The organism is Actinoalloteichus caeruleus (assembly GCF_049311605.1).
Lineage (GTDB): Bacteria > Actinomycetota > Actinomycetes > Mycobacteriales > Pseudonocardiaceae > Actinoalloteichus_B > Actinoalloteichus_B caeruleus.
In genome coordinates this window covers 5,255,652-5,282,242 of record NZ_CP186005.1, presented here as the reverse complement: position 1 = coordinate 5,282,242, position 26,591 = coordinate 5,255,652, and the positions used below count along the sequence as shown (strand labels likewise).

Here is a 26,591-nt window from a genome sequence, read left to right as displayed (position 1 = left end):
TCGATCCATCTGCTCGGGGTTACAGACACTATTTCTAGGCTAATCCTTCGCGGCGAACGGTTGTGACGAGACCACGGGGTCAGCCGGCCAGATGGCGTTCCTGATCGATCACTGAATCGATACTGTCACCCAGGTTACTCGTGGCTGACCACAGTCGGTAGTAGTAGCCGCGGCGCTCCAGCAGTTCCTGGTGCGGGCCGACCTCGACGATGCGGCCGGCGTCGAGGACGACGATCCGGTCCGCTCTGGCCGCGGTGCCAAGCCGGTGGGCCACCACGAAGGTGGTCCGGCCGGCGGACACGTGGCCACTGGCGGCCAGCACGGCCCCCTCGGTGGCCGGATCGAGCGCGGCCGTCGCCTCGTCGAGCAGCAGGATGTCGGGGTCGACCAGTTCCGTTCTGGCCAGACCGACGAGTTGCCGTTGACCCGCTGACAGCTGGTTGCCCCGCTCACCGACGGGCTGGTGGAACCCCGAGGGCAGGCTGCCCACCATCGCGGTGGCGCCGACCGCCGCCGTCGCGCGTTCCACCTCCGCGCGGCTGGCCGTCGGACGTCCGTAGCGGATGTTGTCGGCCACGTCGCCGGAGAACAGGTGCGCCTCCTGGGGCACCACGCCGAGTCGACCGCGGAACCCCGCCAGGTCGTAGTCGCGGACGTCCACGCCGTCGACCAGCACGCTCCCCTCCTGCGGTTCGTAGAACCGGGCGAGCAGCTTCACGAGGGTCGACTTGCCGGCACCGGTGGCGCCGACCAGTGCGACGGTCTCGCCGGGTGCCACCCGGAGCGAGACCTCGGACAACGCGGCGGTCGAGGCCCCCGGGTAGGTGAAGCTGACGTCGCTGAACTCGACCAGCCCGGTCAGTCGGCCCCGCACCGGCACCGGCTCGGCGGCCGGCACGATCGACGTCGGGGTGCGCAGCAGCCCGCCGATCCGGCGCAGGCCGACCCTGGCCTGCTGGTACCCGTCGAACACGGTGGACAACTGCTGGATGGGCGAGAAGAAGAGCCGCAGGTAGAGGCTGAAGGCCAGTAGCACGCCGGGGGACAGGCCGCCGTCGGCGACGCGGAAGGCGCCCACGGCGAGGACCGCGGCCTGGGCGAGCTCGGAGAGCAACGCGATGAACGGGAAGTAGGTGGCGATGTAGCGCTGGGCGCGCAACCGCGACCTGCGGTAGGCGTCGCTGCGGCTCGCGAACACCGCGGCGGACCGCTTCTCGCGGGTGAAGGACTGGGCGACGCGGACGCCGGACAGGTTCTCCTGGAAGTCCGCGTTGACCGCGCTGATCCGTTCCCGCGCCTCGGAGTACGCGGCCGAGGACAGGCGGCGGAACACCAGGGTCGCCAGGACCAGCACCGGGACGGGCAGCAGCGCGACCACGGCGAGCGACAGGTCGGTCAGCAGGAGCGCGACCGTGATCCCGATGAGGGTGAACAGGCTCACCACCGCGGTCGCCAACCCGGTCTGGAGGAAGGTGGACAGCGCGTCGACGTCGGTGGTCATCCGCGTCATGATCCGCCCGGCCAGCTCGCGTTCGTAGAAGTCGAGCCCCAGCCGTTGGAGGTGCGAGAAGCTGCGGACGCGCAACAGGTACAGCAGGGTCTCCCCGGCCCTGGCGGCCACCACGGTCTGGAGGGCGACCGCCAGCAACGACACCACGACCACGGCGGCGCCGGCGGCCGTCGCCACGAGCAGCGCGCCACCGTCACCCTGCCCGACGCCCGAGTCCACGCCGTGCCGGACCAGCGTGGGGAGCGCGAGCCCGGTGAGGGCGTCAAGGGCGACCGCGACCACGGCCAGTGCCAGCGGCCACCTGACGACGCGGAGTTGACGGCGGAACCGGAACTCCGGGTCGGGGGCGCTGGCGTCCACACCCCGGAGGTCGGGCACGTCCCTCGCCGGCGGGAGCGCGGCCACCCGGGCGGCCAGATCCGGGTCGGCTTCCAGCGCCGGGCGGCTCGTCGTCCCGTCCTCGTCGGTGACCGCCGGCCACAGGTCCCGGCCCCGAGGCACCGTTCCCGGTCCGCCCTCCGGCTCGTCCCCGTCGTCGCCCGTGCCCTCGATCTCCTCGCCAGGGCCGGCGAGGAGTCGGCGGAACAACGGGCACCGCTGGTTCAGTTCGGATTCGGTGCCGACGTCGACGACCCTGCCCCGGTCCAGGACCGCGATGCGGTCCGCGAGGGAGAGCGTGGAACGTCGGTGCGCCACGAGCAGGGTGGTGCGCCCCCGGGTGATCGAGCGGAGCGTGGCGTGGATCGCGGCCTCCGTGACGGGGTCCACGGCCGACGTCGCGTCGTCCAACACCAGGACCCTCGGGTCGGTGAGCAGGGCCCTGGCCAGGGCGATCCGTTGCCGCTGCCCACCCGAGAGCGACATGCCCCGTTCGCCGACCACCGTGTCGTACCCGGCGGGGAGCCGGTCGATGAACTCGGTGGCCTCCGCCGCCGCGGCCGCCGCCCTGATCTCCTCCTCCGTCGCCTCCGGCCGGCCGTAGGCGATGTTGGCGCGCACGGTGTCGGAGAAGAGGAAGGCTTCCTCGAACGCGACCCCGACCGCTCCGCGCAGGGAGTTCAGCCGCAGGTCACGGACGTCGACGGGGGCGTCCTGGCCGCCGACCCGGACCGACCCGGTGTGGACGTCGTAGAAGCGGGGGAGCAGCAGGGCGACCGTGGACTTGCCGGAGCCCGCGGCCCCGACCAGGGCCACCGTCTCGCCCGGTGCCACCCGCAGGCTCACGTCGTCGAGCACCCGCTCCCGCCGGACGTAGCCGAACCCGACGCCGCGCAGCTCCACGGCCAGCGGTCCCTCCGGCAGTGCCACGGCCCCCTCGGCCTCCCGCACCTCGGGCTGGGAGTCGATCAGTTCGTTGACCCGTTCCGCGCTGGCCCTGGCCAACTGCGCGCTGACCACCATGTTGGTGAGCATGCGGGCCGGACCGACAAGCATGGCGACGTAGGTGGCGAAGGCGAGGAAGGTGCCGAGGCTGATCTCGCCCCGCAGTGCCAACCAGCCACCGAGACCGAGCACCCCCACCTGGCCGGCGACGGGCAGCGCGGCCAGCAGGGAGCTGGGCCACGCGGTGAGGCGCGCCGCCCGCAGCCGCTCGCCGAACAGCTTCCTCGCGCTGTCCTCCAGTCGCCCGATCTCCCGTTCCTCCTGGCCGAAGCCCTTCACCACCCGCACACCGGTCACGGCCTCCTCGACGTGACCGGCCACCTCGCCCGCCCGTTGCTGCGCGGCCCACGTCGCGGGGTAGAGGACGAGCCGGCTGCGCATCGCGGTCAGCGCGGCCAGCGGCAGCACCACCAACGCGATCAGCGTCAGCGGTGCCGACAGCCAGAACATGGCGACCAGTGAGAACAGCGCGAGGACGGCGCTGCCGGCGGAGAAGGGCGCCATCGCCAGCAGCGTCTGGATGACCTGGAGGTCGCTGATCGCGCGGGACACGACCTGGCCGGTGCGCATCGTGTCCTGCTTGCCCCCGTCGAAGCGGCTGACCGCGGCGAACACGGCCTGGCGCAGGTCGTGCTGGACGTCGACCGAGAGGCGTCCCGCCTCGTAGCGCCGGACGAACGCCATCCCGAAACGGACCAGGGCCAGGACGAAGAGGAGACCCACCAGCAGGCCGATCCCCTCGGTGCTCCCGTCCACGGCTCGGTCCACGACGACCCTGGTGAGCAGCGGCGCGGCCGCCTCGAGACCAACCCCGAGCACCGAAGCCCCGAAGGCCAGCAGGACGGTCCCGCGGTGGCGCCAGCTCGCCGAGGCGAGACGCCGCACCCAGCCGGCCGCCGGCGCGGCGGGGGAGGGCTCGTCTGTGGAACGCGCCGGGCCGGTGGCGTCCTCCGGGGCGGAACGGGCGGAACCGGGGCCGGAGGAGTTGGAGCCCGGTCTGGCGTCGGGGCTCGGGGAAGAGCTGTCAGGCACGTGGTCAGGCTAGGCCTTTCCCAGCGCGGCGCACCCGCTGTGCGCCGAGGGGCGTCGACGTCCGACCGGCCGGTGCGGCGCCAGCACCCCTGCCCGGCGGTCCAGCAGGAGGAACCCGCGGGCGGGTGGGTGGGTGCCGCCGACAGGTGTGGCAGGGGCCCACGTCCGCGCGGACTGGGGCCGTCAGGTCGGCCGGGGCGGACGAGCCGCCAGGCGGGAGCCGGGGCGAGCCGCCGGCCCCGTCGTGGGGCCGGCGGCTCGCGCTCGTCAGGTGACGTCGCGCTTCTGGTTGAGCAGCCACCCGAGCAGGACGAACAGCGCCGCCCACCCGAGGAAGGCCAGGCCGCTGAGCCACCAGTCGTTGAACTGCCCGCTGACGCCGGACGCTTCCAGGTCGGCGCGCACCTCCGGCGGGATGTCCGCGGTCCCCGCATGGGTGCTGACCACGGAGAACAGCTGGGCCATCGCCAGGCCGAGCAGGGCGAAACTGCCGGAACCGTTCGGCAGGTACGGGCTGACCGCGCTCCCACCCATCTCGGAGAACAGGCTGACCAGGATGGTCTCACCGAGGAGCGTGTAGATCGGGATGATGAGGACGACCCCGACCTGGTTGCCGACGAGCGCGCCGAAACCCACGCCCAACAACGTCCAGAGCACCATCAGGACGATGCTGACCAGGCACAGCAGCAGCCAGTCACCCACCGCGGGGAAGCCGTCACCGTAACCGACGAAGGCGCCGAGGGAACCCGTGATCGCGCAGACCACACCGTAGAACGCGCCGACCGCGGCACAGCTGACGAGCTTCGCCCCGAGCACGGCGGCCCGGGAGTCGGCGGTCAGGAACGTGGTGGTGATGGTCTTGTGCCGCAGTTCACCGGACATCGACAGACCGCCGAAGATCGCGCCGAAGACCGTGGCCAGGTTGAAGCCCGCCGCGTACATCAGCCCGGCGACCGGAACGGAGTCGCCGCCGAACTCGGCCGCGCTGCCCGCGAAGGAACCCACGGCGCCGCCGAACCAGGCGAGGAAGAAGGTGAACAGCGCGGCGGGAATGAGCAGTGCCCACCACAGGTTCACCGTGAGGATCTTGCGGAACTCGGAGGTGATGAGCCGGCCCATCAGGCGTTTCCTCCCTGGTTGCCCTCGGAGGGGTCCCCGCCGGGCGGTTGCTGTTCCGGGCGAGCCTGGTCACCGGTGGGGGGTGACTGGTAGCCGGGGGGCGGTTGGTACCCCGGTGGCTGGTAGCCGGGTGGTGGTGAGTAGCCGGCCGGTGGCTGCTGGTACCCCGGTGGTGGCTGCTGGTACCCCTGTGGCGGCTGCTGGTACCCGGGAGGCGGCTGGTAGCCGGCCGGGGGCTGCTGGTAGCCCGGGGGCTGCTGGTACCCGGCCGGCGGCGGGGGACCGCCGAACCCGCCGGGTTGGCCCGGTCCTGGTGGCTGCTGGGTGTAGAGGTTCTGTTGCGCGCCGCCGTACTGGCCGCTGGTGAGCTGGAAGAAGATCTCCTCGAGGTCCGCCTTGTCCTCCTGGATCCCGTAGACGGCCACCCCGGCGTCGCGGGCGATGTCGGCGACCCGCCTCGGATCGGCGCCGCCCATCACGGCGAGGGTCCCGTCCGGGGTGGTCTCCAGGTTGGTCAGGTTGGCGGCCCGAAGCGCCTCCACCAGCTTGTTGGGGTCGTCCGCCCTGACCAGCACGCGGCTGGGACGGGTGGCCCGAAGATCGTCGAGGCCGCCGTAGTAGACGGTCTGACCGCGGCTGACGATGATGAGCTTGTCGACGGTCTGTTCGACCTCGCGGAGTTGGTGGCTGGAGACGAGCACGGTCCTGCCGGCGGCGGCGAAGGACCGCATGAATCCACGCAGCCAGGCGATGCCCTCCGGGTCGAGACCGTTCGCCGGCTCGTCGAGGACGAGGACCTGCGGGTCACCGAGCAGCGCGGTGGCCAGCGCCAGGCGTTGCCGCATGCCGAGGGAGAACCCCCGGACGCCGCGCCGGGCCGCGACCCCGAGCCCCACCTGGTCCAGGGCCCGGTCGGCGGCCGAGTCGGGCAGCCCGATCGCCGCCGCGTAGCAGCGCAGGTGGTTCCGCGCGTTTCGGGTGGGGTGGAAGCTCTGGGCCTCGAGGACCGCGCCGACCACTCGGGCGGGGTTGGTGATGTCGTCGAAGCGGAGCCCGTTGATGGTGGCGACGCCCGCGGTGGGTGTCACCAGTCCCAACAGCATCCGCAGGGTGGTCGTCTTCCCGGACCCGTTGGGGCCAAGGAACCCGGTGACCGAGCCGGGCTCCACGGTGAAGTCGAGGTTCTGCACCGCCGTGACAGGACCGAACTGTTTCGTCAGGCCCTGCACAACGATCCGGCCTGTGCCGTCGTGCACGGATTCCTCCTCGTCGCCGCGCGGCTGAACGCGCTCATCCTGCCGTACGGGGCGGTTCCCCGGTGGGCGGTCGTGGGTACCGGGCCGGGTGGGGGCCGGTGGGAGTACCGACCGTGCCGGGGCGGTGTCGAGGAGTGAACCCGCCGGGTGCCGAGCGGGTGCGGTCGGGCGGGTGCTCGAGGGGCGCCGCCGGGGCCCGTCCTGGCGGCGTTCCCGTCACCCCGAGCAGCCGAGGCGGGGCTCGTCGTCCCGGGCGGAGCGGTGTGCGGCGGCGTTCCCGGCCGCACCGCGTCGTGCGTCAGCCCGGTGACGACGGAGGTCACGGCTCGCGCCCACCGCCCTCGGGCACGTGTCCCGCGTGCCGGGGGATGGCGAGCCGCTCTCAGCCGTTCGGTGAGAGGCGTCGCATCAGCCGCGACTGGCGCTCCATCACGTTCGCCCGGTGGATGCGGGTGCTGTCGGTCTCGAGGTGCCCGCCCACCGGGGTGGCGAACACGTGGCCCTGCCCCGGGGAGGTGGACGTGCTCTCGGCACTGGCGGCTTCGGCGGCTTCCTGGTCGCTCGCCGGCCAGGCCGGAGCGGTGGGGGAGGGCGCGTCGTCCGGCCAGGGCGGTCCCGGTGCCCCGGATCCACCGGGAGTGGTGGGGGCTGGGGTCACCGGGAGGGGGTGTTCGGGTTCGTGGGTCGGGCTCATGCGGTGCGGCGGCGTTCCCCTGGCCGACCCTCGCCCGAGGGAACCGAGGGGGCCCCGGCGCGGTCGTTGCCCACCCCCGTCCCCGATCAGGTGACGGTGGGCCATGAGCCACACCTTGCAGGGCCAGCGGCGGCGCCGCCAGCCACCCGGGCAGGCGCGGCAGCGCCCGTCGTCGGCCGGTTGGTGCACGGTGAGCAGGAGTCGCCAGCCGTCGGCCAGGCGTCGCAGTTCCGCCCGGGCCAGCGGCAGCAGGGTGTTCTCGTCGTCATGCTCGGCGGCGCGGTCGAGCATCGCCAAGCGTTCCATCACCGCCTGGCGCAGCGCCTTCTCAGTCACGTTCATCTCCGTCGTGGTCCCTCGTGGTGACGGCGGCGCGGTCCAGCGACCGCCGTAGGGAGCGCGTCTGCTGGGTGGACAGCACCGCGCTCGCCCCGGGGGGTGCGACCAGGAGTACGTCCTGGTCGTCGACCAGCACGGTCACCGATCGGTCCCGGCCGAAGGGGTCGTGGCAGGCGATCAGCCAACGTCGTCCCCCCGGCGGCCGCCCGGCCTCGTCCGTCCGCCCGTGACGGATGGGCCGCGCGGTGTGCGACGGGTGAGCTGTCGGGTCGACCGAGGCGTTCACTGAGCAGTCATCGGCCACGAGATGAAAATGATTCAGTCTTCCGGTGGAGGTTCACTCGATCGGGCGCTCTCGGATGGGCTAAAGGTTGGTAGTCGGGTGATCTTCTCCGGATACACCACGACCTGGTCAACACAAGCCGTACCGAGCGACTAGACTTGACGGTGGCGGCCCGCTCCCGGTGACCCCCAGGCCGGTTGAGCGGGCCGCCCCTGTGCCGCGATGCGTCGCGACCTCGTGCCAAGCGTGATGCCGGTACGGCGCCGCCTCGGCGCCCCGCCCTTCCGTCACCCGCCCAACAGGCGCTCCGGCTCGACCCACTCCATCCCGTGCGCCTCAGCGACCGGCCGGTTCGTCAACGCCCCCTCGTGGGTGCTCAGCCCGTGCGCCAGGTCGGGGTCCCGCCCCGCCGCCCCCCGCCAGCCGTGCTCCGCCAGTGCCAGCACGTGCGGCAGCGTCACGTTCGTCAGCGCGTGGGTGGACGTGTGGGGAACCGCGCCCGGCATGTTGGCCACGCAGTAGAAGACCGAGTCGTGCACCCGGAAGGTCGGCTCGTCGTGCGTCGTCGGGCGGGAGTCAGCGAAACAACCACCCTGGTCGATCGAGATGTCCACCAGCACCGAACCCGGCCGCATGCGCGCCACCAGGTCGTTGTCGACCAGTTTCGGGGCCTTCGCGCCCGGCACCAGCACGGCGCCGATGACGAGGTCGGCGGACAGCACCGACCGTTCCAGGGTGTACCGGTTCGAGGTGATCGTGCGCAGCCTTCCCCGGAACTCGCGGTCGATCGAGCGCAGCCTGTCGACCCTGGTGTCGAGCAGCTCGACGTCGGCCTGCATCCCGAGCGCGATGGAGGCCGCGCTCAGCCCGGCGACACCGGCGCCGATGACCGTCACCTTCGCGGGGGGGACGCCGGGAACGCCGCTGGGGAGTACGCCCCGGCCGCCGGCGGGCCGCAGCATGGCCCCGACAGCCACCATCGGGGCGAGCCGGCCCGCGACCTCCGACATGGGCGCGAGCAGCGGCAACGTGCCGTCGGGGGCCTGCACGGTCTCGTAGGCGATGCCGGTCACACCGCTGTCCACCATCGCCGAGGTGAGTTCCCTGCTGCTGGCCAGGTGCAGGTAGGTGAAGAGCACCTGGCCGGCCCGCAACAACGGGTACTCGGACGGAACGGGTTCCTTGACCTTGAGGACCAGGTCACCGCTGGCCCACACGTCCTCCGCGGTGTCGAGGATCTTGGCGCCGGCGGAGTGGTACTCGGCGTCGCTGATCGCGGAGCCCTGCCCGGCCCCGGTCTCCACCAGCACGTCATGACCCAGCCCGGTGAGTTCGAGCACACCGGCGGGGGTGAGCGCGACCCGGTACTCGTTGTTCTTCACTTCGCGGGGAACGGCGATCTTCACGGTGTTTCCTTCCGTCGGATGGCGGCGGGTCGGCGGGCGGCGACCGGTTGCCCGCGGCCCGCCGTCGGTCCCGCGATGCCGGTTGGTGTTCGGCATCGCACGGGTGAGTCGAACGTATCGCCGGTCACACGGGTGCGACTAGAAGCGAAGTAACCCATTCGCGGGGCGCTCACACCACCCGGACCAGCCGAACGGACGAGGGGACGAGCTACCGTCAGGCACGTGAGCACCAGGGAGACGCGGAGCGAGCCACCCGCAGCCGAGGCCACCGGCGTGTGGAGCCGGCAGATGATGTTGCTGCTGGCGACGACGTTCGGTGTCTTCTCCAGCTTCTACCTCCTGCTCTCGGTGGTGCCCCAGTTCGCCGCGGCGAACGGGGCGGCCGAGGCGCTCGCGGGCGCGACGACCGGCGTCTACATGTTCGCGACGGTCGGCCTGCAGGTCTTCATGCCCCGGCTGCTCGTCCGGTTCGGGTACCGGACCCTGTTGTTGTCGGGTGCCGTGCTGCTGGGAGCGCCGGCGTTGCTGCTGATCGCGTCCTCCCGGATCGATGTGGTCCTCGCCGTCTCAGCCGTGCGCGGCCTCGGCTTCGGCATCGTGACGGTCGCCTGCGCCGCCCTGGTCGCCGAGCTGGTGCCACCACGGCTGCGGGGCAAGGGCTCCGGCCTCTACGGCGGCGCCGTCGGACTGGCGGGACTCGGCGCGCTGCCGCTGGGGGTCTGGATGGCCGAGCACCTCGGCTACGAGACGGTGTTCCTGACGGCTGGGCTGGTGCCGCTCGTCTCCCTGTTCGCCGCGATCGGCCTGGCCGCGCCCCGCCCGGTGCGGGGCCAGGAGGCGGGCGGTCTGCTCCGGGCCTTCCGGACCGGCGCGCTGCGTCGCCCCTTCCTGGTGTTGACGATGACCGCGGTGGCCTCGGGAACGGTGGTGACCTTCCTCCCCCTGGCGGTCACCGGAGCCGGAGCCGCTCTCGTGCCGGCGGCGCTGCTCGCCCAGCAGGCCTTCGCCACCGGGGGGCGCTGGGCGGCGGGACTCCTCGGAGACCGGTTCGGCAACGGACGGCTGTTGGTGCCCGCCGTGGTGTCGGCCGGTGCGGGCGTCGGCGCGGTCGTGCTCGGGGACCAGCCGGTGGTGCTCCTCACCGGAATGGTCCTGTTCGGACTCGGCTTCGGCGTCGTGCAGAACGCCACCCTGGTGATCATGTTCCAGCGGGTCGAGCGGCGGAACTACGGGCTGGCGAGCACGCAGTGGAACATCGGCTTCGACGCGGGCACCGGCCTCGGCGCGGTCGCCATCGGTCTCGTCGTCCAACAGGCCGGCTACGGTGCCGGATTCATGGTGGTCGCCCTGCTCGTGCTCGCCGTGCTGCCGGCGGCCTGGCCCGACCGGGCGGCCCGCTGAGCACCTGGGCCCGGGCGGGAGGGGCCGGGCTGTTCACCGAGGTGGGTGCGCGGCGGCCGGCTTCCCGCGCCAGGGCAGGCCCGGCGCCGGGCCGTGCGGCATCGCGGGGAGCGGGTCCTCGCGGCCGCTGGCACGAACGCGCCGGCCGACGGGATGTCGACCGGCGCGCTCGGAGCTCGGCTCAGAACTGGAACAGGGCGCCGGTGCCGGCGGCCATCGTGCAGGAGTTCGACCACTCGGTCTCGTAGTCCACCGGCACCCCCGCCACCGTCCCCCGCGCGGAGACGGCGACGGGCTGGTAGATCATCGTGCACAAGGCGTTGCCGTCGCCTCGGATCGCCTCGAGGTCACCCCCGGAGTCCCGGAGCTCGGCGCAGGCCGCCTCCGCGTTCGGGTGGTCGCCCCCGTCGGGGTCGCAGGTGAGCAGGACGGTCCTGCCCAGGGGGGACTCGTCGGCCTTCGCCGGGGTGACCGGACGCACGTTCAGGGTCAACACGGTCGAGGCCGGCCGCGAGGCCGCCGGCTCGCTGCCGGCGGCGGGAGCCGCGCCGCCGAGAAGGGCGCTGCCCGCGAGGAGCGAGCTGACGACCAGGTGGTGCAGAGCCATGTCGGTAGTCCTCCGTGTGTGGTGAGGGCGTTGTCGTGCCCGCCAGTGGATGGCGGCGGGTTTCGTGCCGGCGGGGGCAAATCGGGTCTACCTGTTCGCCGATCCGGCCGCGAGGCAACCACGGAGTAACTACTCGTTCGGGTTTAACTCGTTCGTGTATCGGGGCGCAGAGTGACGGCAGTCGGCGCGAATGTGGGCGACTGCCGCCACCGCGACGTGATTCAGTCCAGCGCGGGAATGGTGGTCCGGGTGGACAGTTCCGCCTCGATCATGTCGGCGACGGCCGCCATTCCGAGTTCGTTGGGGTGTACGGGGAAGGCCGGACTCGTGGGGAGGACGCCCTCCACCCACTTCACGCCCTTCGGCTGGCACCAGTCGTGGCCCTGCGAGGCGCCGTAGGTGTCGACGAAGACCGCGCCAGCCCGGTCGGCGGCCGAGGCGAGCATGGCGTTGAGTGCCTGGTGCACGCCGTCGAGGAAGGCCGTGTCGCCCCGCGCGATCGGTACCCGGGGGAAGCAGCCACCAGTGGCGGGCACGATCGTCTGGTACCCGACGACCAGCACCGTCGCCGACGGGGACCGGTGCGTGATCTCGTCCAGTGCCCGGTCGATCAGCGGCGCGGTGTCCTCGATGCGGTCCAGCAGCTCGTTCCCGCCCCCGCCGGTGTAGTGGCGTTCGCACGGGTTCCCGGTGGGCGCGGTGACGCTCCGCGTCGCGCAGGTCAGGACGATGTCGCTGAAGCCGATGTCGTTGCCACCGATCTGCAGCGTGACCAGGTCGGTGTCCGGCCGCAACGCGTCGAGCTGGGGAGCGTTGCGTCCAGCGAGGACGTTCTGGGGCTCGTGCAGGTCCACGGTGGTCGCGCCACTGCAGCTGGCGTCGGTGAAGGAGTTCACGTCGAGGGACGCCCGGAGCACCGCCGGGTAGTTCCTGGTGGACCGGAAACAGCCGAGCGGGTTGAGCTGTGGATAGGGGATCAGGGGACCGGCGGTGAAGGAATCGCCGAGTGCGACGTAGTGGTGGTGGGATCGGTCGTCCCGCACGAGGTCGGGCGTTCCGGCCGACGCGGCCGGGGCGAGGAGGACACCGGAGAACAGGATGGAGAGTGCGACCGCGAGTGGGGTGCGTACTCCGCGCGGCGGTGAGCGGAAGAAACGGGTCATCGCGACTTCCTTGCCTGAAAGGAGGAATGTCCTTGTGATCGTGACCTTCGGGTGGGGTGGTGTCAACGATCAGCCGGAACACTCGCCCGAGATGGCTACTGAACGGTAGCTTGTGGAGGCCAGGGAGCGTCCAGGGAGCGGAGGCGGTGACATGACGGCCGAGGCGTTCGTCTACGAGGCGGTGCGGACCCCGCGCGGTCGGGGCAAGCGGACGGGAGCCCTGCACGGTGTTCCCCCGGTCGAGTTGGTGGTGGGGCTCGTCGAGGAGTTGCGCCGGCGGGCACCCGGCCTGGACCCCGCGTTGGTCGAGGACCTGGTCCTCGGAGTGGTCACCCCGGTAGGGGACCAGGGGGGCGACATCGCCAAGACCGCCGCCCTCCTCGCGGGCCTCCCCGAGACCACGGCCGGAGTGCAGCTGAACCGCTTCTGCGCCTCGGGCCTGGAGGCGGTCAACGTCGCCGCCCAGAAGGTCCGCTCCGGCTGGGAGGGACTGGTGCTGGCCGGCGGGGTGGAGTCGATGTCCCGTGTCCCGCTGGGTTCTGACGGCGGTCCGTGGGCCAACGACCCCGAGACCATGCGGCGCACGGCGTTCGTGCCCCAGGGCATCGGCGCGGATCTCATCGCCACGATCGAGGGTTTCGACCGCGCCGCGGTCGACGGGTACGCCGCCGAGTCGCAGCGCCGGGCCGCCGAGGCCCGGGCCGCGGGGTTGTTCGACCGCTCGCTCGTTCCGGTGCGGGACCGTGACGGCCGGGTCCTGCTCGACCAGGACGAGCACCCCCGGGAGGGAACGACCGTGGAGGCGCTGGGAGAACTGGCCCCCGCCTTCGCCGAAGTGGGACGCGACGGCGGTTTCGACGCGGTCGCCCTGGGCCGTTACGACTCGCTGTCCGAGGTCCACCACGTGCACACGGCCGGGAACTCCTCGGGGATCGTCGACGGTGCTGCGCTCGTCCTCGTCGGGAACGAGGAGGTGGGCGAACGGATCGGCCTGCGGCCGAGGGCCCGGATCCTCGCGGCCGGGGTCAGCGGGGCCGATCCCACGATCATGCTGACCGGCCCGGGCCCCGCCGTCGACCGGGCGCTGGACCGGGCGGGGCTCACGATCTCCGACATCGATCTGGTGGAGATCAACGAGGCATTCGCCGCGGTGCCCATGAAGTTCACGAGGGACTACGGCCTTTCCCCGGAGCGGGTGAACGTGGTCGGAGGCGCGATCGCGCTCGGCCACCCGTTGGGCGCGACCGGGGCGATGCTCCTGGGAACGGTCCTCGACGAGTTGGAGCGGCGGCGGCTGCGGTACGGGCTCGTCACGCTGTGCGCGGGCGGGGGGATGGGCATCGCCACGGTGGTCGAACGGGTCTGAGGAAGCCCGCCGTCGCCGGTCGGACGCCTGCCGTCATGGTCGCCCAGCCCGTGGCGGGGATCCCGTTCGCCTCCCCGGGACATCCTCGGCGTCTCGACGGCCCCCCGAAGGTCGATGGCGGTGCGGTGGGAGCCGCGGCGCGGGAGTGGAGGCAGGCCCGAGGGGACCTCGTGTCCGCCGGGGCCCGGGTCGCCGCCTGGCGGATGGGTGGCCCCGCCGACGGAGGAACTGGCACGTCGTCCCTCGGCGGCGACGTCAGCGGCGGTCCGGCGTGACGGGGGCCCTCAGCACCAACACCGGGTCCGGGAGCTCAGAGGTCCTCGGGGGCGGCCTGCGCGCTCACCCAGTTCAGGTAGTCCTCGTTGCCACCGATGATCGGCGTCGCCACCACCTCGGGGACCTCCCGGTCATGGATCGCCTCGATGTGGTCGGTGAGGTCGGTCAACCGGGACATCACGGTCTTCACGACGCACTGCCACTCCTGCGTGACCTGGATCAGGCCCGCCCAGCGGTACACGCTGCTGATCGGACCCAGCACCTGGGCGCTCGCGCCCAGGCCCGTCTCGACGATGTCCCTGGCGAGCCGGAGCGCGGTGTCCTCGGAGTCGGTCGTGGTGGTCACCTGGCAGTAAGCGGAGGGCAGAGCCGGATCGTTCGGGACGGCCGCCCCCGGCTGTAGTGGTTCGGGAATCGACACGCGCTGCTCCGTTCGGGTGGACGCGAACTGTCAGGGCCTCATGGTGGGGCTCCCCCGCGCACCCGGCAATCCGCGACACCCGGGCGTGGACGTGCGGAAGGGCGCCGGTCCGAGCGGACCGACGCCCTTCCGGGTGTCCTGCCGTGGGCAGTGCCGATCAGAAGCCGGCGTGGTGCGAGCCGTGCCCGCCGTGCGGGGTGCCCTTGCCCTCGTGGCCTTCGTGCTCGAACTCGAGCTCGACCTTGTTGTGGTCGAGGATCGGCGCGTTGGTGCAGTCGCTGAGCTGCGGGGACGCGATCGGCACGATCACGCCGATCACGGCGGCCACGTTGTTGCCGCACAGCTGCACCGGCACGGCGCTGATGTTGTTGTCGTTGATCAGGTTGATGCCGTCGTTGTCCGCGGAGTCCGCGAACGCGGTGGCACCCAGCGTCATGACGCCGAGGGCGGCACCGGCGAGGCCGCCGGCGAGACGAGCGGAGGTGCGCATTGGTGGGCCTTTCGATCTGGTGAAACGTGCTTGGTGTCGACCGTCGCCGCCGGAGTGGGCGAGAGCCGGGAGCTCCCGGTGCGCGGCCGGCCGTGTGATTGACGGCCGGCCGCGCACGACAGGAGTTGCTTTGGGGTGGCGGCAGCGTTTCTTTCGTCGGAAGCGCAGTAACGGTGACGCGCATTTCCGGCGGAAAGCTCCCACCGGGGCCTTACGGAAGACGGCGTTGTCGGTCAGCCGGCTGAGTCAGCTGATCCGGGGCGTCTCGCCTCGGCCGGGTTGTGTCACTTGCCGTGCTCGACCTCGACCTCGACCTTGTTGTGGTCGAGGATCGGGGCGTTGGTGCAGTCGCTGATCTGCGGGGAGACCAGCGGGACGATGACGCCGATCACGGCGGCGATGTTGTTTCCGCAGGCCTGGATCGGCACGGCGCTGATGTTGTTGTCGTTGACGGCGTTGATGCCGTCGTTGCCCGCGGCGTCCGCGAACGCGGGGGCGCTGAAGGCGAGAGCACCGAGCGTTGCCGCCGCGGTGGCGCCTGCAATACGAGTCGAGGTACGCACTGGTGTGCCTTCCTTCAGGAATTACGTGTGAGTGTCTGGCAGCGTCTCTGGGGAGGGCTCCCGCTGAGGCGCTGGGGGGATTCTGCCCCAACTTCGACCGGTAATTCATCCCCGTCCGGCAGAATTGTGGTTTCTGTACCTGAAAGAGTGAATCTTGGTATTTTTCCCACGGTGGCCTCCCGGCTGGGAGGTGCTTGGTAAAAGGCGTACCCGGGAATGTGGTGCGGGCAGCACCAACCGGGCGAAGGGCCTATTCGCCCTTCGCCCGGTGGTTTCCGCGTGTGATTCAGTCGAGCGGCAGCGTTCCCGTCATCGGAGCGAATCCGGCCGCGTGGGACAGGACGTTCTGGGCGGTGCCGAGCACCCCGGAGGACTCGTTGTGCTGCGTGTCCGCCGCGGCGGGCAGCACCTGCGGCCGCTCGGCCGGGTCCTGCGCGGCCTCGGCGCCCCCGGCCGCCGCCTGGGGCTGGTCCGCCGGTGCTGGCAGGGTCTGCGGCGTCTCGGGCGACCGCTCGGTCCGGAGGGGCAGCGTCGGGAGGGTGCGGTCGGGCAGCAGCCGCTCCGTCGTCGCGGCCTCGCCCACGGGGAGGCTGGAGGCGAGTTCCGGCAGGTCGACCCCGGAGAGCAGGCGGCCGGTGGCGGCCGTTCCGTTCTCCACCACGGAGTGCGGGATCTCGGAGACCTGCTGGTCCGCGGTGGCGGCTGGCGTCTGACCGGGCAACCTGGGCAGTCCGAGGTCGGGCAGCCTCAGGTCCGGCAGGATGCGGGCGTTCGTGTCGCCGCCGGCCTGCGTCCCGCCGTCACCTGGGGCCTCCTCCTGGCCGGGGAGGAGGTCGAGAACCCCGGAGAGGTTGTCGGACAGGGTGGTGACGGTGCTGGTCATGGGGGTGGACGGCTCGTCGGCCTCGCCTGGCGTCTGCTCCTGGCGAGCGGCCGAGGCCAGCCCGGCGAGGCCGTCCTGCGGCACGTCGAAGCGGTCGGCGCCCGGAAGGCGGTCGACGAGGCCCCTCGCGGCGGGCGCCGTTCCGCTCACGTGGGCTCCGGCCGCGTCCGCTACTCCGCGCAGCGCTCCCGCCGTCTCCCCCAGGGTCCCGGCCGCGTCCAGCTCGGACAGGTTCCGCCGGGCCTGGCCAGCGGTCTCGCCCAGCCCGGAGGCCGTGCTGCGCAGCGTCTCGCCGCCACCCGAGACGACCCGGTCCGCGGCGGGGCCCACCACCGGCAGCTCCCGCACCGGTGGGGTGGAGAGGAGGCGGTGGACCTGGAGCTGCTGGGTGGCCTGCCCCACCTGCTGGGTGACCGGGTTCAGGTTCAGCTCGGGGTCGAGGTTGTAGCCCTCGACGGCCGTCACCTCGACCGCCGTGTCCACGGCGGAGAAACCCGAGTGCACCTCGGGGCGCTCCCACACGTGGGCGTGGACGAGCTTCTCGGACTTGGTGTCCTCCAGCAGGCCGATGTTCTGCGGGGCGACACCGACCTCGATGTCCGGCCTGGTGCGGGTCAGGCCGGAGAGTTCGTTGAGCTGCTCGCCGATCGCCGTGGTGAACGCCGAGGTGGCCCCTGGCTCGAGCGGGGACTGGGGGGACTGGGCGTCCCGCGCGAGGCCGTGCGCGATCGCCTCGACGGCGTGGCCCGGCGCCGTGAGGACGTTGGGCACGCTGAGCTTGGCCTCGGTGTCGAGGCAGGGAACGACCTCGGTGCCGAAGGGGTGGTAGACGAGCGGGCCGCAGGTGTTCAGCGGCACCTCCACGCCGAGCTCCTTGGGGACGTAGGGAAGGTCCGTCGTCCCGTCGGTGTGCTCGGCCGCGGCGGCGGCTCCGGTGCCGGCGCCCGCCGCGGCGAGGCCGGCCGCCATCACCGCGGCCTTCAGAGTGCGCGAGGTCCTGGAAGACAAGGGGGGTTTCTCCTCGGTGTCGTCGCGAGTGCTGGGGTGGTGGGGCCCGGACCGGACGGACCGACTGCCGGCGCTCTGCGGTGGTCGCGGCGCCAGCGCGCTCCTTGGTCGGCAACGGTTTGAGTGGGGCACTCACCTCGTGCGGGCCGCCACCGCACCCGAGCATGATCGACGTCGTTCCCGGGGCCGTTGAAGTTCGATGCGGAGAAAACCCTCGTTCGAGCGAGGAAAATGACCTGTTCTAGTTAACGAGCTGGGCGTGGCGGGGGCGCGACGCGCCGAGGCGTCCCGCCCTCCGGCGGAACCGGGTGACCGGGGCTGGAGCGGTGTGCGGATCCAGCTGTCAGGATGCTCCCCCGCCGGTGGCGATGGCCTCGGCGAGTGCCGCCTCGGCCATGCGGCGCAGCAGGAGGGCCATCGTGGTCGTGTCGACGCCGTTCGCGCTGTGCGGAGTGGAGTTGAGCAGCCCGAAGACCGCGTGGGTGGCGGCGCGGAGCCGTTCGGAGGGCGCCCCGGGGGCGAGCCGGGCCAGGACGTCGACCCACTCCTCCACGTAGCGGCGTTGCGCCGCCCGGATCCGGCGGCGGTCGGCGGCGGGGACGCTGTGGAGTTCGCGGTCGTGGACCCGGATCAGGGCGGGTTGGGCCAGGGCGAACTCCACGTGCCAGGTGAGCAGCGTGGTGAGGGCGTCCTGGGGTGAGGTGGCGCCCGCGACCCGGCGGCGCCCCTCGTCGAGCAGCCGGTGGCTGATGTCGAGCAGCATCTCGCTCAGGACCGACTCCTTGTTGCGGAAGTGCCGGTAGAGGGCGGGGCCTGACACCCCGACCGCCTTGCCGAGGTCCTCCATGGAGACCCCGAGGAACCCGCGTTCGGCGAAGAGCGGGGCCGCGGCCGCCAGGATGGCGTCGCGGCGGCTGCTCGCACGGCGTGCCGGCGGCGGTGTCCGGCGTTCCGCCTCGGAGTCGTCGTGGTCCACCCGCCCAGGGTAGACGAGGGTGTTAACGAGCATTAACATTCGCGGGAGCCAGGGTTAACGCTCATTAACGTCGTCGGCGGTCCCCGTCGAGGATCGGGAGGCTGGGAGTGACGGACATCGACGTCCTGCGCAGCACCTGCGACCGCGCCGCCGCGTCCTACCGGCGCAACAGGGACGCGCACCTCGCCCTGGTCGCCGAACTCGACGACCGGCGGGCCGCCGCGGCCCTCGGCGGCCCGGAGAGCGCGCGGGAACGCCACCTGGCCCGGGGCAAGCTCCTGCCACGTGAGCGGGTGAACGCACTGCTGGACCCGGGTTCGCCGTTCCTCGAACTGTCACCGCTGGCGGCCCACGGGTTGTACGAGGGCGCGGCGCCGGCGGCCGGGGTCATCACCGGTGTGGGGCGGGTCTCGGGCCGCGACTGCGTGATCGTCGCCAACGACGCGACGGTCAAGGGCGGCACCTACTACCCGATGTCGGTGAAGAAGCACCTCCGCGCGCAGGAGGTCGCGCTGCACAACCACCTGCCCTGCCTCTACCTCGTGGACTCCGGTGGCGCGTTCCTGCCCGCCCAGGACGAGGTGTTCCCCGACCGCGAGCACTTCGGGCGGATCTTCTACAACCAGGCGACCATGTCCGCGCTGGGCATCCCGCAACTGTCCGCGGTCATGGGTTCCTGCACCGCGGGCGGGGCGTACGTACCGGCGATGAGCGACCAGACCGTCATCGTGCGGAACCAGGGCACGATCTTCCTCGGGGGGCCGCCCCTGGTGAAGGCGGCCACCGGCGAGGAGGTCAGCGCCGAGGACCTCGGCGGCGGCGACCTGCACGCCCGGGTCTCCGGGGTCACCGACCACCTCGCGGTGGACGACGCCCACGCGCTGCGGTTGCTGCGGGGCGTGGTGGACACCCTCGGTCCGGCGTCGCCGCCACCGTGGGACACCCGGCCGCCCGAACCGCCGGCCGTGGACCCGGACGACCTCTACGGCATGGTCCCGGTCGACCCGCGTGTCCCCTACGACGTCCGGGAGGTCATCGCCCGGCTGGTCGACCGCAGCGAGTTCGCCGAGTTCAAGGCGGACTACGGACCAACCCTGGTCACCGGCTTCGCCCGGCTGCACGGGCACCCGGTCGGCATCATCGCCAACAACGGGGTGCTGTTCTCGGAGTCCGCGCTCAAGGGCGCCCACTTCGTCCAGCTCTGCGACCGGCGGGGGATCCCCCTGGTCTTCCTCCAGAACATCAGCGGCTTCATGGTGGGCCGCGAGTACGAGGCCGGTGGCATCGCCAAGCACGGTGCCAAGATGGTCACCGCCGTGGCCTGTGCCCGGGTCCCGAAGCTCACCGTCGTCATCGGTGGTTCGTTCGGCGCCGGGAACTACAGCATGTGCGGGCGCGCCTACTCCCCCCGCTTCCTCTGGATGTGGCCCAACGCGCGGATCTCGGTGATGGGCGGTGAGCAGGCCGCCTCCGTGCTCGCCACGGTTCGCCGCGACCAGCTCGAGTCCCGGGGTCAGGAGTGGTCCTCGGCCGACGAGGAGGCTTTCCGCGCGCCGATCCGGGCGCAGTACGAGGAGCAGGGCAGCCCCTACTACTCCACGGCGCGGTTGTGGGACGACGGGGTGATCGACCCGGCCGACACCAGGACCGCCTTGGCACTCGGGCTGTCGGCCGCCGCGAACGCGCCGCTGGCGCCGGTGAGCTACGGCGTCTTCCGGATGTGACCGGCCGGCCGGCGCCACCGGTTCCTGGCGAGTGCCGGGGCCGCCGTTGTGAGCAGGGAGGACCTGACGTGCGAGTGACGGACACCGTGCTGGTGGCCAACCGGGGAGAGATCGCGGTGCGGGTGATCCGCACCCTGCGGGCGACCGGTCGGCGGGCGGTCGCGGTGCACACCGAGGAGGACGCCGAGGCCCCGCACGTGGGGGCGGCCGACGAGGCCGTCGCCCTCACCAGCGGGGACGGCGGCCCGGCCACCTACCTGGACGTCGACGCGGTGCTCGCCGCCGCCCGCCGGAGCGGGGCCGGCGCCGTGCACCCCGGCTACGGGTTCCTCGCCGAGAACGCCGGGTTCGCCTCGGAGTGCCGTCGTGCCGGGCTGGTCTTCGTCGGTCCTTCCCCGGACGCCATCGACACGATGGGGGACAAGATCCGCGCGAAGGCCGCCGTGGCGGCCGCCGGGGTGCCGGTGCTCCCCGGGGTCGCCGAGGACCCAGCCGCCCCCCTGACCGACCAGGAGTGGCGGGCGGCGGTGGGGCGCGTCGGGCTCCCGATCCTGCTCAAGCCCTCGGCGGGTGGGGGAGGCAAGGGCATGCGGCTGGTCCGCGACCTCACCGAGCTGCCCTCGGCCGTGCGGAGCGCGCGTCGGGAGGCGGTGGCGGCCTTCGGGGACGGGACCCTGCTGGCCGAGCGGTATGTCGAGAACCCCCGGCACGTGGAGATCCAGGTGATCGGGGACTCCGCCGGTTGCCTGGTCCACCTGGGGGAGCGGGAGTGCAGCCTCCAACGGAGACACCAGAAGATCGTGGAGGAGGCTCCCTCGCCGGTGCTGAGCGACGTGACCCGGGCCGCGATGGGCGAGGCCGCGGTCCGGGTCGCCCGCGCCGTCGACTACGTGGGCGCCGGCACCGTGGAGTTCATCGTCGGTGGCGACCGGCCCGACGAGTTCTTCTTCCTGGAGATGAACACCCGCCTCCAGGTGGAGCACCCGGTGACCGAGCTGGTGACCACGGTGGAGGGGCGTCGGGGGGTGGACCTGGTGGCCCTGCAGCTCGGGGTCGCCGACGGTGCCGGTCTGCCCGGGCTGCTCGGGGTGGCGACGGACGGCCGGGGTCCTGAGGCGGAGGAGGCGGTGCGGGCGGCGCTGGGCACGAGCGGGCACGCCGTGGAGGCCCGGGTGTACGCGGAGGACCCGGCCCGGGGGTTCCTGCCCACGGGGGGGCGGGTGCGGGTGCTCCGGGAACCGGGGGGCGAGCACGTGCGGGTGGACTCGGGCATCGCGACCGGGGTCGACGTCGGCACCGGGTACGACCCGATGTTGGCGAAGGTCGTGGCGTGGGCACCGAACCGCCGCGAGGCCCTGAGCCGGCTCGACCGGGCGCTCGGCGAGCACACCGTGCTCGGCGTCCGGACCAATGTCCCCTTCCTCCGGGCACTGCTCCGGGACGCCGACGTGGTGGCCGGTCGGTTGTCCACCGGGCTGGTGGAGCGCTTCGTCGAGGGGGAGCGCCTGCCGACCACTGATCCACCGGGCGAGGTGCTGGTCGCGGGCGCCCTGTGGTGCCAGCTCGACCGGGAACCGGCCGGTCCGGTGGCCAGCAGGTTCGCCCTGCCCGACGGCTGGCGCTGGGGTGGTCCGGCGGCGACGCCCTGGTGGCTCGGGGAACCGGGGCGGCCCGCGCACCGCGTCCTCGTCACGGGTGGGGCCGAGGACGCGGCGGTGTCGGTGGGCGGGGCCGACCCGGTGCGGGGTGGCGCGCGGCTCGACGGCACCGAGCTGACCGTGCGGGTGGACGGCCGGACCAGGGTGTACACCGTGGCGCGGGAGGGGGGCAGGCGGTGGCTCGCCTGGGCGGGCGGCACCTGGGAACTGGTGGAGCGCGAGCCGTTGGCCGCGGTGTCCTCCCCGGCGGCGACCACGGCGGACGGGCAGGTGCGGTCACCCATGCCGGGAACCGTGTTGACCGTGGGGGTGGCCGTGGGGGACCAGGTGGTGGCCGGGCAGGAGCTGCTGGTGGTCGAGGCGATGAAGATGGAGCACACCGTCACGGCACCGGTAGCGGGGAGCGTGGCGGCCCTGCTCGTCCGGCCGGGCAGCCGAGTGGCTCTCGACGAGGACCTCGCCGTGGTCGACCCGACCTCGGCGACCGCACCGTCCGGTGATCCCGGACCGGTGTGACGGGACAACCCACCACACGAGGACAGGGGAGCGGCCGATGCCCGACTACCGGTTGGACGAGGAACACGAGCAGCTGCGAGCCACCGTCGCCGAGTTCGCCAGGGACGTCGTGGCGCCGGTGATCGCGGGGTACTACGAGCGGGAGGAGTTCCCCTACGACATCGTCCGGGGCATGGGCGAGATGGGCCTGTTCGGCCTGCCCTTCCCCGAGGAGTACGAGGGGATGGGTGGGGACTACTTCGCGTTGTGCCTGGCCCTGGAGGAGCTGGCCAGGGTGGACTCGTCCGTGGCCATCACCCTGGAGGCGGGGGTGTCGTTGGGCGCGATGCCGATCTACCGGTTCGGCACCGAGGACCAACGCCTTCGCTGGCTCCCCGACCTGTGCTCCGGTCGTCGGCTGGCCGCGTTCGGGCTGACGGAGTCGGACGGCGGTTCGGACGCCCAGGCCACCCGGACCAGAGCCAGCCTGGAGGGCGGGGAGTGGGTGGTGAACGGCTCCAAGGTGTTCATCACCAACTCGGGGACCGACATCACCTCCCTGGTGACGGTCACGGCGGTGACCGGCCGGTCCGAGGCGGGCAACGAGATCTCGGCGGTCGTCGTGCCCTCGGGCACTCCCGGCTTCACGGTGGCCGGTCACTACTCGAAGGTGGGGTGGAACGCCTCCAACACCTGCGAGCTCGCCTTCGCCGACTGCCGCGTCCCCGAGGCCAACCTGTTGGGTGAGCGCGGGCGGGGCTACGCCCAGTTCCTGCGCATCCTGGACGAGGGCAGGATCGCGATCGCCGCGCTGGGCGTCGGCCTGGCGCAGGGCTGCGTGGACGAGAGCCTGCGCTACGCGAGGGAGCGAACGGCCTTCGGGAAGAACATCGGTTCCTACCAGGCCATCCAGTTCAAGATCGCTGACATGGAGGCCCGCGCGCACACGGCGCGGCTGGCCTACTACGACGCCGCCGCGCGCATGTCGCGGGGTGAGTCGTTCAAGAAGCAGGCCTCGATCGCCAAACTGGTGAGTTCGAACGCCGCGATGGACAACGCGCGGGAGGCGACGCAGATCTTCGGTGGGTACGGCTTCATGAACGAGACGCCGGTGGGCCGCTTCTACCGGGACGCCAAGATCCTGGAGATCGGCGAGGGGACCTCGGAGGTGCAGCGGATGCTGATCAGCCGGGAGATGGGGTTGCGCTGAGCGTGGTCGGCCCGTCCTGGTCGCCGTCCGCCCGGGCGGGCAGGTGGTGGGCCAGGACGGGGCTGATGTCGGCCACGACCGAGCAGGCCTGGTCCGTGCGGGCCACCTCGTCCTCCTCGCCCTCGGGGGCCGGGTCGCTCCCGGTCCGGCCGACGGCGACCATGAGGCTGACGGTCGCGTCCTCCGCGACGTCGATGTCCATCCGGCACATGCCGTCGGCGTAGCGCAGCAGCCTGGCGTCGAACGGGTCGGCCGTGGTCGGCTCGATGCTGGTCACGTCACCGGTGTAGGCGTTGGCGATCCCGTGGTGGGGGTCGACGACCACGCCGAGCTCCCAGGTCTGGCCGGGGTGGGTGGTGCCGTCGACGAGGATGCACAGTCCCAGGCCGCGGTCGTTCTCCTCGTGGACCGCGAACCCGTTGACGTCGGCCGCTTCGGCCAGGCCGTCGACGAAGAGGTCGCACGCGCTGCTCGCCGGGTAGTCGGGATGGCCGGTACCGGTGGGGGTTCCGCGGGGAACGCCGTTCACGTCCGCGCTGGCGGCGATCTGGGGGAGCTCGGGGGGAGGCGGGGCGGCGGGCGTTCCACCGGCGACGGCGCTGCCCGGCGAGGTGCTGGTGCAACCGGCCACCGTGGCCGCCGCGAGCGCGAGCAGCAGCGGGGCCGCCGGGCGCGGCGTGGGCCTTCCCCCCGGTCCACTCGGATGGGTCACGATCGCATTGTGCCTGATCCGGCGAGGAGATCCCCCGCGAAAGGGTGAACCAGGCGGCTCGGGGGCCGGAGGAACCGCCCACTCCATCACGGCTTGTGCGGAACGTGGCACCCGCTGCTGCCCAGCCGTGCGAGAAACCGCCGAAGCGGGTGGGGAACCGGGTGGAGCCATTGACAGTGCGAAGTTCAGCCGGCACTGTCTGTTCATATTGTGCTTATCTCATGCACTATGTGAACAGGAGAGTGTGGTCGGCATGCCGGATCACGGGACCCGGTCATGGCGTTCGGAGTTCTCCCCCGGAGCTGCCCGGAGGTGGCCTCGGAAGAAAGCCGCCTCCCCGGAGGGCGAGTGAACACCAGGGCGCTCCACCCGCCACCATGGGATGGGGAGCCCCGCCGTCGATCGGCGGTTCCGGGGCGGTGGTCGTTCCCGTGACTCCGCGCCCCTTCCCGTTCCCCGCCGACTCTTCCGCTTCTCGACGTCGAAGGCCGTCCCTGCCCGGAAAGGACACGCCGCAATGAAGCTGAGCATCTTCTCGGTCACCGACCACCATCCGAGCCTGGGCCGGAGTATTTCCGATTTCTACGATCAGCTGCTCGACGAGATCGAGCTCGCGGACCAACTGGGTTTCGCCAACTACTTCGTGGCCGAGCACCACTTCCACGAGTACGGGGTCGTGACCTCGCCGCCGGTGCTGTTGGCCGCCGCCGCTCGGCGGACGAACCGCATCGGGCTGGGAGCGGCCGTGGCGGTGTTGCCCTTCCACAACCCGCTGGTCCTCGCCGAGGAGTACGCGATGCTGGACCAGCTGTCCGGCGGGCGGTTGGCGCTGGGTGTGGGGTCGGGGTACCTCGAGCACGAGTACGCGGGTTTCGGGATCGGGAACTCGGAGAAGCGGGTCCGCTTCGACGAGGCGCTGGAGGTCCTGACGAAGGCGTGGACCGGGGAGCCGGTGACGTACCACGGCCACTACCACCACGTGGACGACGTGCGGATCGCGGTCACCCCGCTCGCACCGCCACCGTTGTGGGTGGCCGTCATCCGGGCCGAGGCCGCGTACCACGTGGGGCGGCAGGGCCGGAACGTCATGCTGATCCCCTACGCCACGGCCACCGACATCAGCGACCTCGGGACCATCGTGGACAGCTATCGCAGGGGGTACGCCGAGTCCGGGGCGCCTGGCAGGGGTGAGGTCGCGGTCGCCCTGCACACCTACGTCGGGGACCGACCCGACGTTCGATCCGAGGTGGGGCCGGCGCTGGCGCAGTACACCGACAGCCGCCTCTACCACCGCAGCCGGCGCAGTTACGACCAGCTCACCGACGCGGGCCTGGTGCTCTTCGGCGACCAGGACGAGGTGCGGGAGCGCGTGGAGAAGCTCAGCGGGCTCGGCGTGGGGCACCTCCTGGCGTTGACCAACTTCGGCGGCATGCCGTCGGAGCTGGCGAACGCGTCCCTGCGGCGGCTGTCCACCCTGTTGCCGACGGCGGACGAGCGCGACCCGGTCTGAGCCGGCCGGTGGACCGTGCGGCGAGCCCCACTGCCGCACGGCCCCGGCTCCCCCGGAGCGCGGACGGGCTCAGCTGGCGAGGAACTCCTCGATCCGGGTGACCGTGATCAGGGGCGCCTCCTCGATCGCGTAGTGCCCGGCGTTGCGGAACAGCTCCACCCGCGCGTTGGGGTGGTGACGTGCCCAGGTGTCCCGGAGCATCCCCGCGCTGAGCGCCGGATCGTGCTCACCCGCGATGAGCAGCATCGGAGTGGTGTCACCGCTGATCTTCTGCTGGAAGTCGTTGCGCGCCCAGTCGCGCAGGTACTCCGCGAAGGCGGTCACCGTCGAGCGGTCCAGCGAGCGGCGGACCATGTCGTCCAGCCACCGCCCGCTCAACCGGCCCCCGGTGGTCATGTCGATGATCGCCCTGCGGTTCGCCGCGCTCTCGGCCGCACCCGAGAACAACTCCCAGGTCCGCTCGTCGAGGGGTACGCCCGAGGCGGGAACGGGGGACACGCCGACGATCTTGCGTACTCGCTCCGGCGACTCGGCCAGCACCGACGCGGCCACCTTCCCGCCCATGGAGTGGCCGACGAGGGAGAAGTTCGGCCACCCCAGCGAGTCCGCGACCGCGAGCACGTCGGAGGCGGTCTCGGCAGTCGTGTGCTCGCCGGCGATCCGCATCGCCTCGCCGTACCCCCGGTAGTCCATGAACGCCCAGGTGAAGCGGTCGGTGTCCAGCTGCGGCGTGATCGCCTCGAAGGCCGACCGATCTGATAACCAGCCGTGCAGCGCCAGCACGTGGTGCGGGCCGTCACCGAGGACGTCGTGCGGGAGAACAGCCACAACAGCTCCTGTTCTGCTGACCGGGGTGGGGTCGGCGGACACATTCGGGCTGGGGTCTTCCGTCTCGGTCGAGCCGGACTGGGTCAGGCCGGACAGGGCGAGCCGGACTGGGTCGTGAGATCGGACGGGCGGAATCGCTGATCATGCCAGGATTGGACTCCTGGCCAGTGAAGTCAATCCTGCGGTCGGAGCCTTTGGCCGATGTGGACGGGACGCCACGAATCACCCTGCGTGATCCCGCGGTGGAGGGCCGACGACGGCCGCGCCTCCAGGGGACG

The 26,591-nt window shown here is 72.1% G+C and carries 22 protein-coding genes; 7 read left to right on the top strand and 15 right to left on the bottom strand.

Annotated elements, in window-relative coordinates; all coding sequences use genetic code 11:
• Positions 1–79 precede the first annotated feature (79 nt).
• From ACOJVX_RS21620 to ACOJVX_RS21610, 3 genes are all read right to left on the bottom strand, one after another.
• The gene (locus tag ACOJVX_RS21620; protein WP_418155017.1) at positions 80–3,778 is read right to left on the bottom strand and encodes an ABC transporter ATP-binding protein; all 3,699 of its coding nucleotides are present in this window, start codon (positions 3,776–3,778) and stop codon (positions 80–82) included.
• 414 nt (positions 3,779–4,192) lie between these two features.
• Positions 4,193–5,044 carry an ABC transporter permease gene (locus ACOJVX_RS21615; RefSeq protein ID WP_418155011.1) on the bottom strand — a complete coding sequence of 284 codons (852 nt, stop codon included), beginning with the start codon at positions 5,042–5,044 and terminating at the stop codon, positions 4,193–4,195.
• Positions 5,044–6,300: an ATP-binding cassette domain-containing protein gene (locus ACOJVX_RS21610; RefSeq protein WP_418155010.1), complete on the bottom strand. Its 1,257-nt coding sequence runs from the start codon at positions 6,298–6,300 to the stop codon at positions 5,044–5,046. Before ACOJVX_RS21610 ends, ACOJVX_RS21615 begins: the two co-directional genes overlap by 1 nt.
• Between ACOJVX_RS21610 and ACOJVX_RS21605 the strand changes: the two genes are divergently transcribed.
• Positions 6,295–6,438, top strand: coding sequence for a hypothetical protein (locus ACOJVX_RS21605; protein ID WP_418155009.1), 144 nt, complete (start codon positions 6,295–6,297; stop codon positions 6,436–6,438). The two genes, ACOJVX_RS21610 and ACOJVX_RS21605, sit on opposite strands and share 6 nt — an antisense overlap.
• Positions 6,439–6,682: 244 nt before the next feature.
• Here the strand turns inward: ACOJVX_RS21605 and ACOJVX_RS21600 are convergent, their stop codons facing one another.
• From ACOJVX_RS21600 to ald, 3 genes are all read right to left on the bottom strand, one after another.
• Entirely contained in the window at positions 6,683–7,330 is a 648-nt protein-coding gene (locus ACOJVX_RS21600; protein WP_422647059.1) for a hypothetical protein, read from the bottom strand.
• Entirely contained in the window at positions 7,323–7,475 is a 153-nt protein-coding gene (locus tag ACOJVX_RS21595) for a hypothetical protein (RefSeq protein ID WP_245588829.1), read from the bottom strand. The genes ACOJVX_RS21600 and ACOJVX_RS21595 overlap by 8 nt, the downstream gene beginning before the upstream one ends.
• A gap of 428 nt (positions 7,476–7,903) precedes the next feature.
• Positions 7,904–9,022 (bottom strand): alanine dehydrogenase, encoded by a 1,119-nt coding sequence (ald, locus tag ACOJVX_RS21590; RefSeq protein WP_030105232.1) that lies wholly within the window; start codon positions 9,020–9,022, stop codon positions 7,904–7,906.
• Positions 9,023–9,244: 222 nt separating this feature from the next.
• On the opposite strand from ald, the gene ACOJVX_RS21585 reads away from it, so the two are divergent.
• Positions 9,245–10,423, top strand: a complete 1,179-nt coding sequence (locus ACOJVX_RS21585; protein ID WP_026419113.1) for an MFS transporter — start codon at positions 9,245–9,247, stop codon at positions 10,421–10,423.
• Positions 10,424–10,604: 181 nt separating this feature from the next.
• Here ACOJVX_RS21585 and ACOJVX_RS21580 read toward each other — a convergent pair whose 3' ends face one another.
• On the bottom strand, positions 10,605–11,030 hold the full coding sequence (locus ACOJVX_RS21580) for an SSI family serine proteinase inhibitor (RefSeq protein ID WP_026419112.1): 426 nt from the start codon (positions 11,028–11,030) through the stop codon (positions 10,605–10,607).
• A 221-nt stretch (positions 11,031–11,251) separates the two neighbouring features.
• Positions 11,252–12,193, bottom strand: coding sequence for an SGNH/GDSL hydrolase family protein (locus ACOJVX_RS21575; RefSeq protein WP_418155006.1), 942 nt, complete (start codon positions 12,191–12,193; stop codon positions 11,252–11,254).
• A gap of 151 nt (positions 12,194–12,344) precedes the next feature.
• Between ACOJVX_RS21575 and ACOJVX_RS21570 the strand changes: the two genes are divergently transcribed.
• Positions 12,345–13,559 (top strand): acetyl-CoA C-acetyltransferase, encoded by a 1,215-nt coding sequence (locus ACOJVX_RS21570; protein ID WP_026419110.1) that lies wholly within the window; start codon positions 12,345–12,347, stop codon positions 13,557–13,559.
• 310 nt (positions 13,560–13,869) lie between these two features.
• Here ACOJVX_RS21570 and cutA read toward each other — a convergent pair whose 3' ends face one another.
• From cutA to ACOJVX_RS21545, 5 genes are all read right to left on the bottom strand, one after another.
• A complete protein-coding gene (cutA, locus tag ACOJVX_RS21565; protein ID WP_245588828.1) occupies positions 13,870–14,181 on the bottom strand; it encodes a divalent-cation tolerance protein CutA in 312 nt (103 codons plus the stop codon).
• Between the two features lie 232 nt (positions 14,182–14,413).
• On the bottom strand, positions 14,414–14,746 hold the full coding sequence (locus tag ACOJVX_RS21560) for a hypothetical protein (RefSeq protein ID WP_026419107.1): 333 nt from the start codon (positions 14,744–14,746) through the stop codon (positions 14,414–14,416).
• A 284-nt stretch (positions 14,747–15,030) separates the two neighbouring features.
• A complete protein-coding gene (locus tag ACOJVX_RS21555; RefSeq protein WP_026419106.1) occupies positions 15,031–15,309 on the bottom strand; it encodes a hypothetical protein in 279 nt (92 codons plus the stop codon).
• Positions 15,310–15,595: 286 nt separating this feature from the next.
• Positions 15,596–17,200: a hypothetical protein gene (locus ACOJVX_RS21550; RefSeq protein WP_155886151.1), complete on the bottom strand. Its 1,605-nt coding sequence runs from the start codon at positions 17,198–17,200 to the stop codon at positions 15,596–15,598.
• Between the two features lie 343 nt (positions 17,201–17,543).
• Complete coding sequence (locus ACOJVX_RS21545) at positions 17,544–18,176, bottom strand: SACE_7040 family transcriptional regulator (RefSeq protein WP_422647058.1); 633 nt, start codon at positions 18,174–18,176, stop codon at positions 17,544–17,546.
• 125 nt (positions 18,177–18,301) lie between these two features.
• Between ACOJVX_RS21545 and ACOJVX_RS21540 the strand changes: the two genes are divergently transcribed.
• The 3 genes from ACOJVX_RS21540 to ACOJVX_RS21530 all read left to right on the top strand — a co-directional run bounded on the left by ACOJVX_RS21540 (position 18,302) and on the right by ACOJVX_RS21530 (position 23,263).
• Positions 18,302–19,900 (top strand): carboxyl transferase domain-containing protein, encoded by a 1,599-nt coding sequence (locus ACOJVX_RS21540; RefSeq protein ID WP_026419103.1) that lies wholly within the window; start codon positions 18,302–18,304, stop codon positions 19,898–19,900.
• 74 nt (positions 19,901–19,974) lie between these two features.
• A complete protein-coding gene (locus ACOJVX_RS21535) occupies positions 19,975–22,074 on the top strand; it encodes a biotin carboxylase N-terminal domain-containing protein (protein WP_026419102.1) in 2,100 nt (699 codons plus the stop codon).
• Positions 22,075–22,111: 37 nt separating this feature from the next.
• Positions 22,112–23,263 (top strand): acyl-CoA dehydrogenase family protein, encoded by a 1,152-nt coding sequence (locus tag ACOJVX_RS21530; RefSeq protein WP_026419101.1) that lies wholly within the window; start codon positions 22,112–22,114, stop codon positions 23,261–23,263.
• Here the strand turns inward: ACOJVX_RS21530 and ACOJVX_RS21525 are convergent.
• The gene (locus tag ACOJVX_RS21525; RefSeq protein WP_422647057.1) at positions 23,238–23,975 is read right to left on the bottom strand and encodes a hypothetical protein; all 738 of its coding nucleotides are present in this window, start codon (positions 23,973–23,975) and stop codon (positions 23,238–23,240) included. The two genes, ACOJVX_RS21530 and ACOJVX_RS21525, sit on opposite strands and share 26 nt — an antisense overlap.
• A gap of 517 nt (positions 23,976–24,492) precedes the next feature.
• On the opposite strand from ACOJVX_RS21525, the gene ACOJVX_RS21520 reads away from it, so the two are divergent.
• Entirely contained in the window at positions 24,493–25,485 is a 993-nt protein-coding gene (locus tag ACOJVX_RS21520) for an LLM class flavin-dependent oxidoreductase (protein ID WP_035292205.1), read from the top strand.
• A 69-nt stretch (positions 25,486–25,554) separates the two neighbouring features.
• Here ACOJVX_RS21520 and ACOJVX_RS21515 read toward each other — a convergent pair whose 3' ends face one another.
• The gene (locus ACOJVX_RS21515) at positions 25,555–26,313 is read right to left on the bottom strand and encodes an alpha/beta fold hydrolase (protein WP_026419099.1); all 759 of its coding nucleotides are present in this window, start codon (positions 26,311–26,313) and stop codon (positions 25,555–25,557) included.
• Positions 26,314–26,591 lie beyond the last annotated feature (278 nt).

Bases quoted from the DNA above. Each gene is read 5' to 3' on its own strand.
- ACOJVX_RS21615 (WP_418155011.1), bottom strand. From the start codon at position 5,044: ATGGGCCGGCTCATCACCTCCGAGTTCCGCAAGATCCTCACGGTGAAC.
- ACOJVX_RS21580 (WP_026419112.1), bottom strand. From the start codon at position 11,030: ATGGCTCTGCACCACCTGGTCGTCAGCTCGCTCCTCGCGGGCAGCGCC.
- ACOJVX_RS21575 (WP_418155006.1), bottom strand. From the start codon at position 12,193: ATGACCCGTTTCTTCCGCTCACCGCCGCGCGGAGTACGCACCCCACTC.
- ACOJVX_RS21570 (WP_026419110.1), top strand. From the start codon at position 12,345: ATGACGGCCGAGGCGTTCGTCTACGAGGCGGTGCGGACCCCGCGCGGT.
- ACOJVX_RS21560 (WP_026419107.1), bottom strand. From the start codon at position 14,746: ATGCGCACCTCCGCTCGTCTCGCCGGCGGCCTCGCCGGTGCCGCCCTC.
- ACOJVX_RS21530 (WP_026419101.1), top strand. From the start codon at position 22,112: ATGCCCGACTACCGGTTGGACGAGGAACACGAGCAGCTGCGAGCCACC.
- ACOJVX_RS21520 (WP_035292205.1), top strand. From the start codon at position 24,493: ATGAAGCTGAGCATCTTCTCGGTCACCGACCACCATCCGAGCCTGGGC.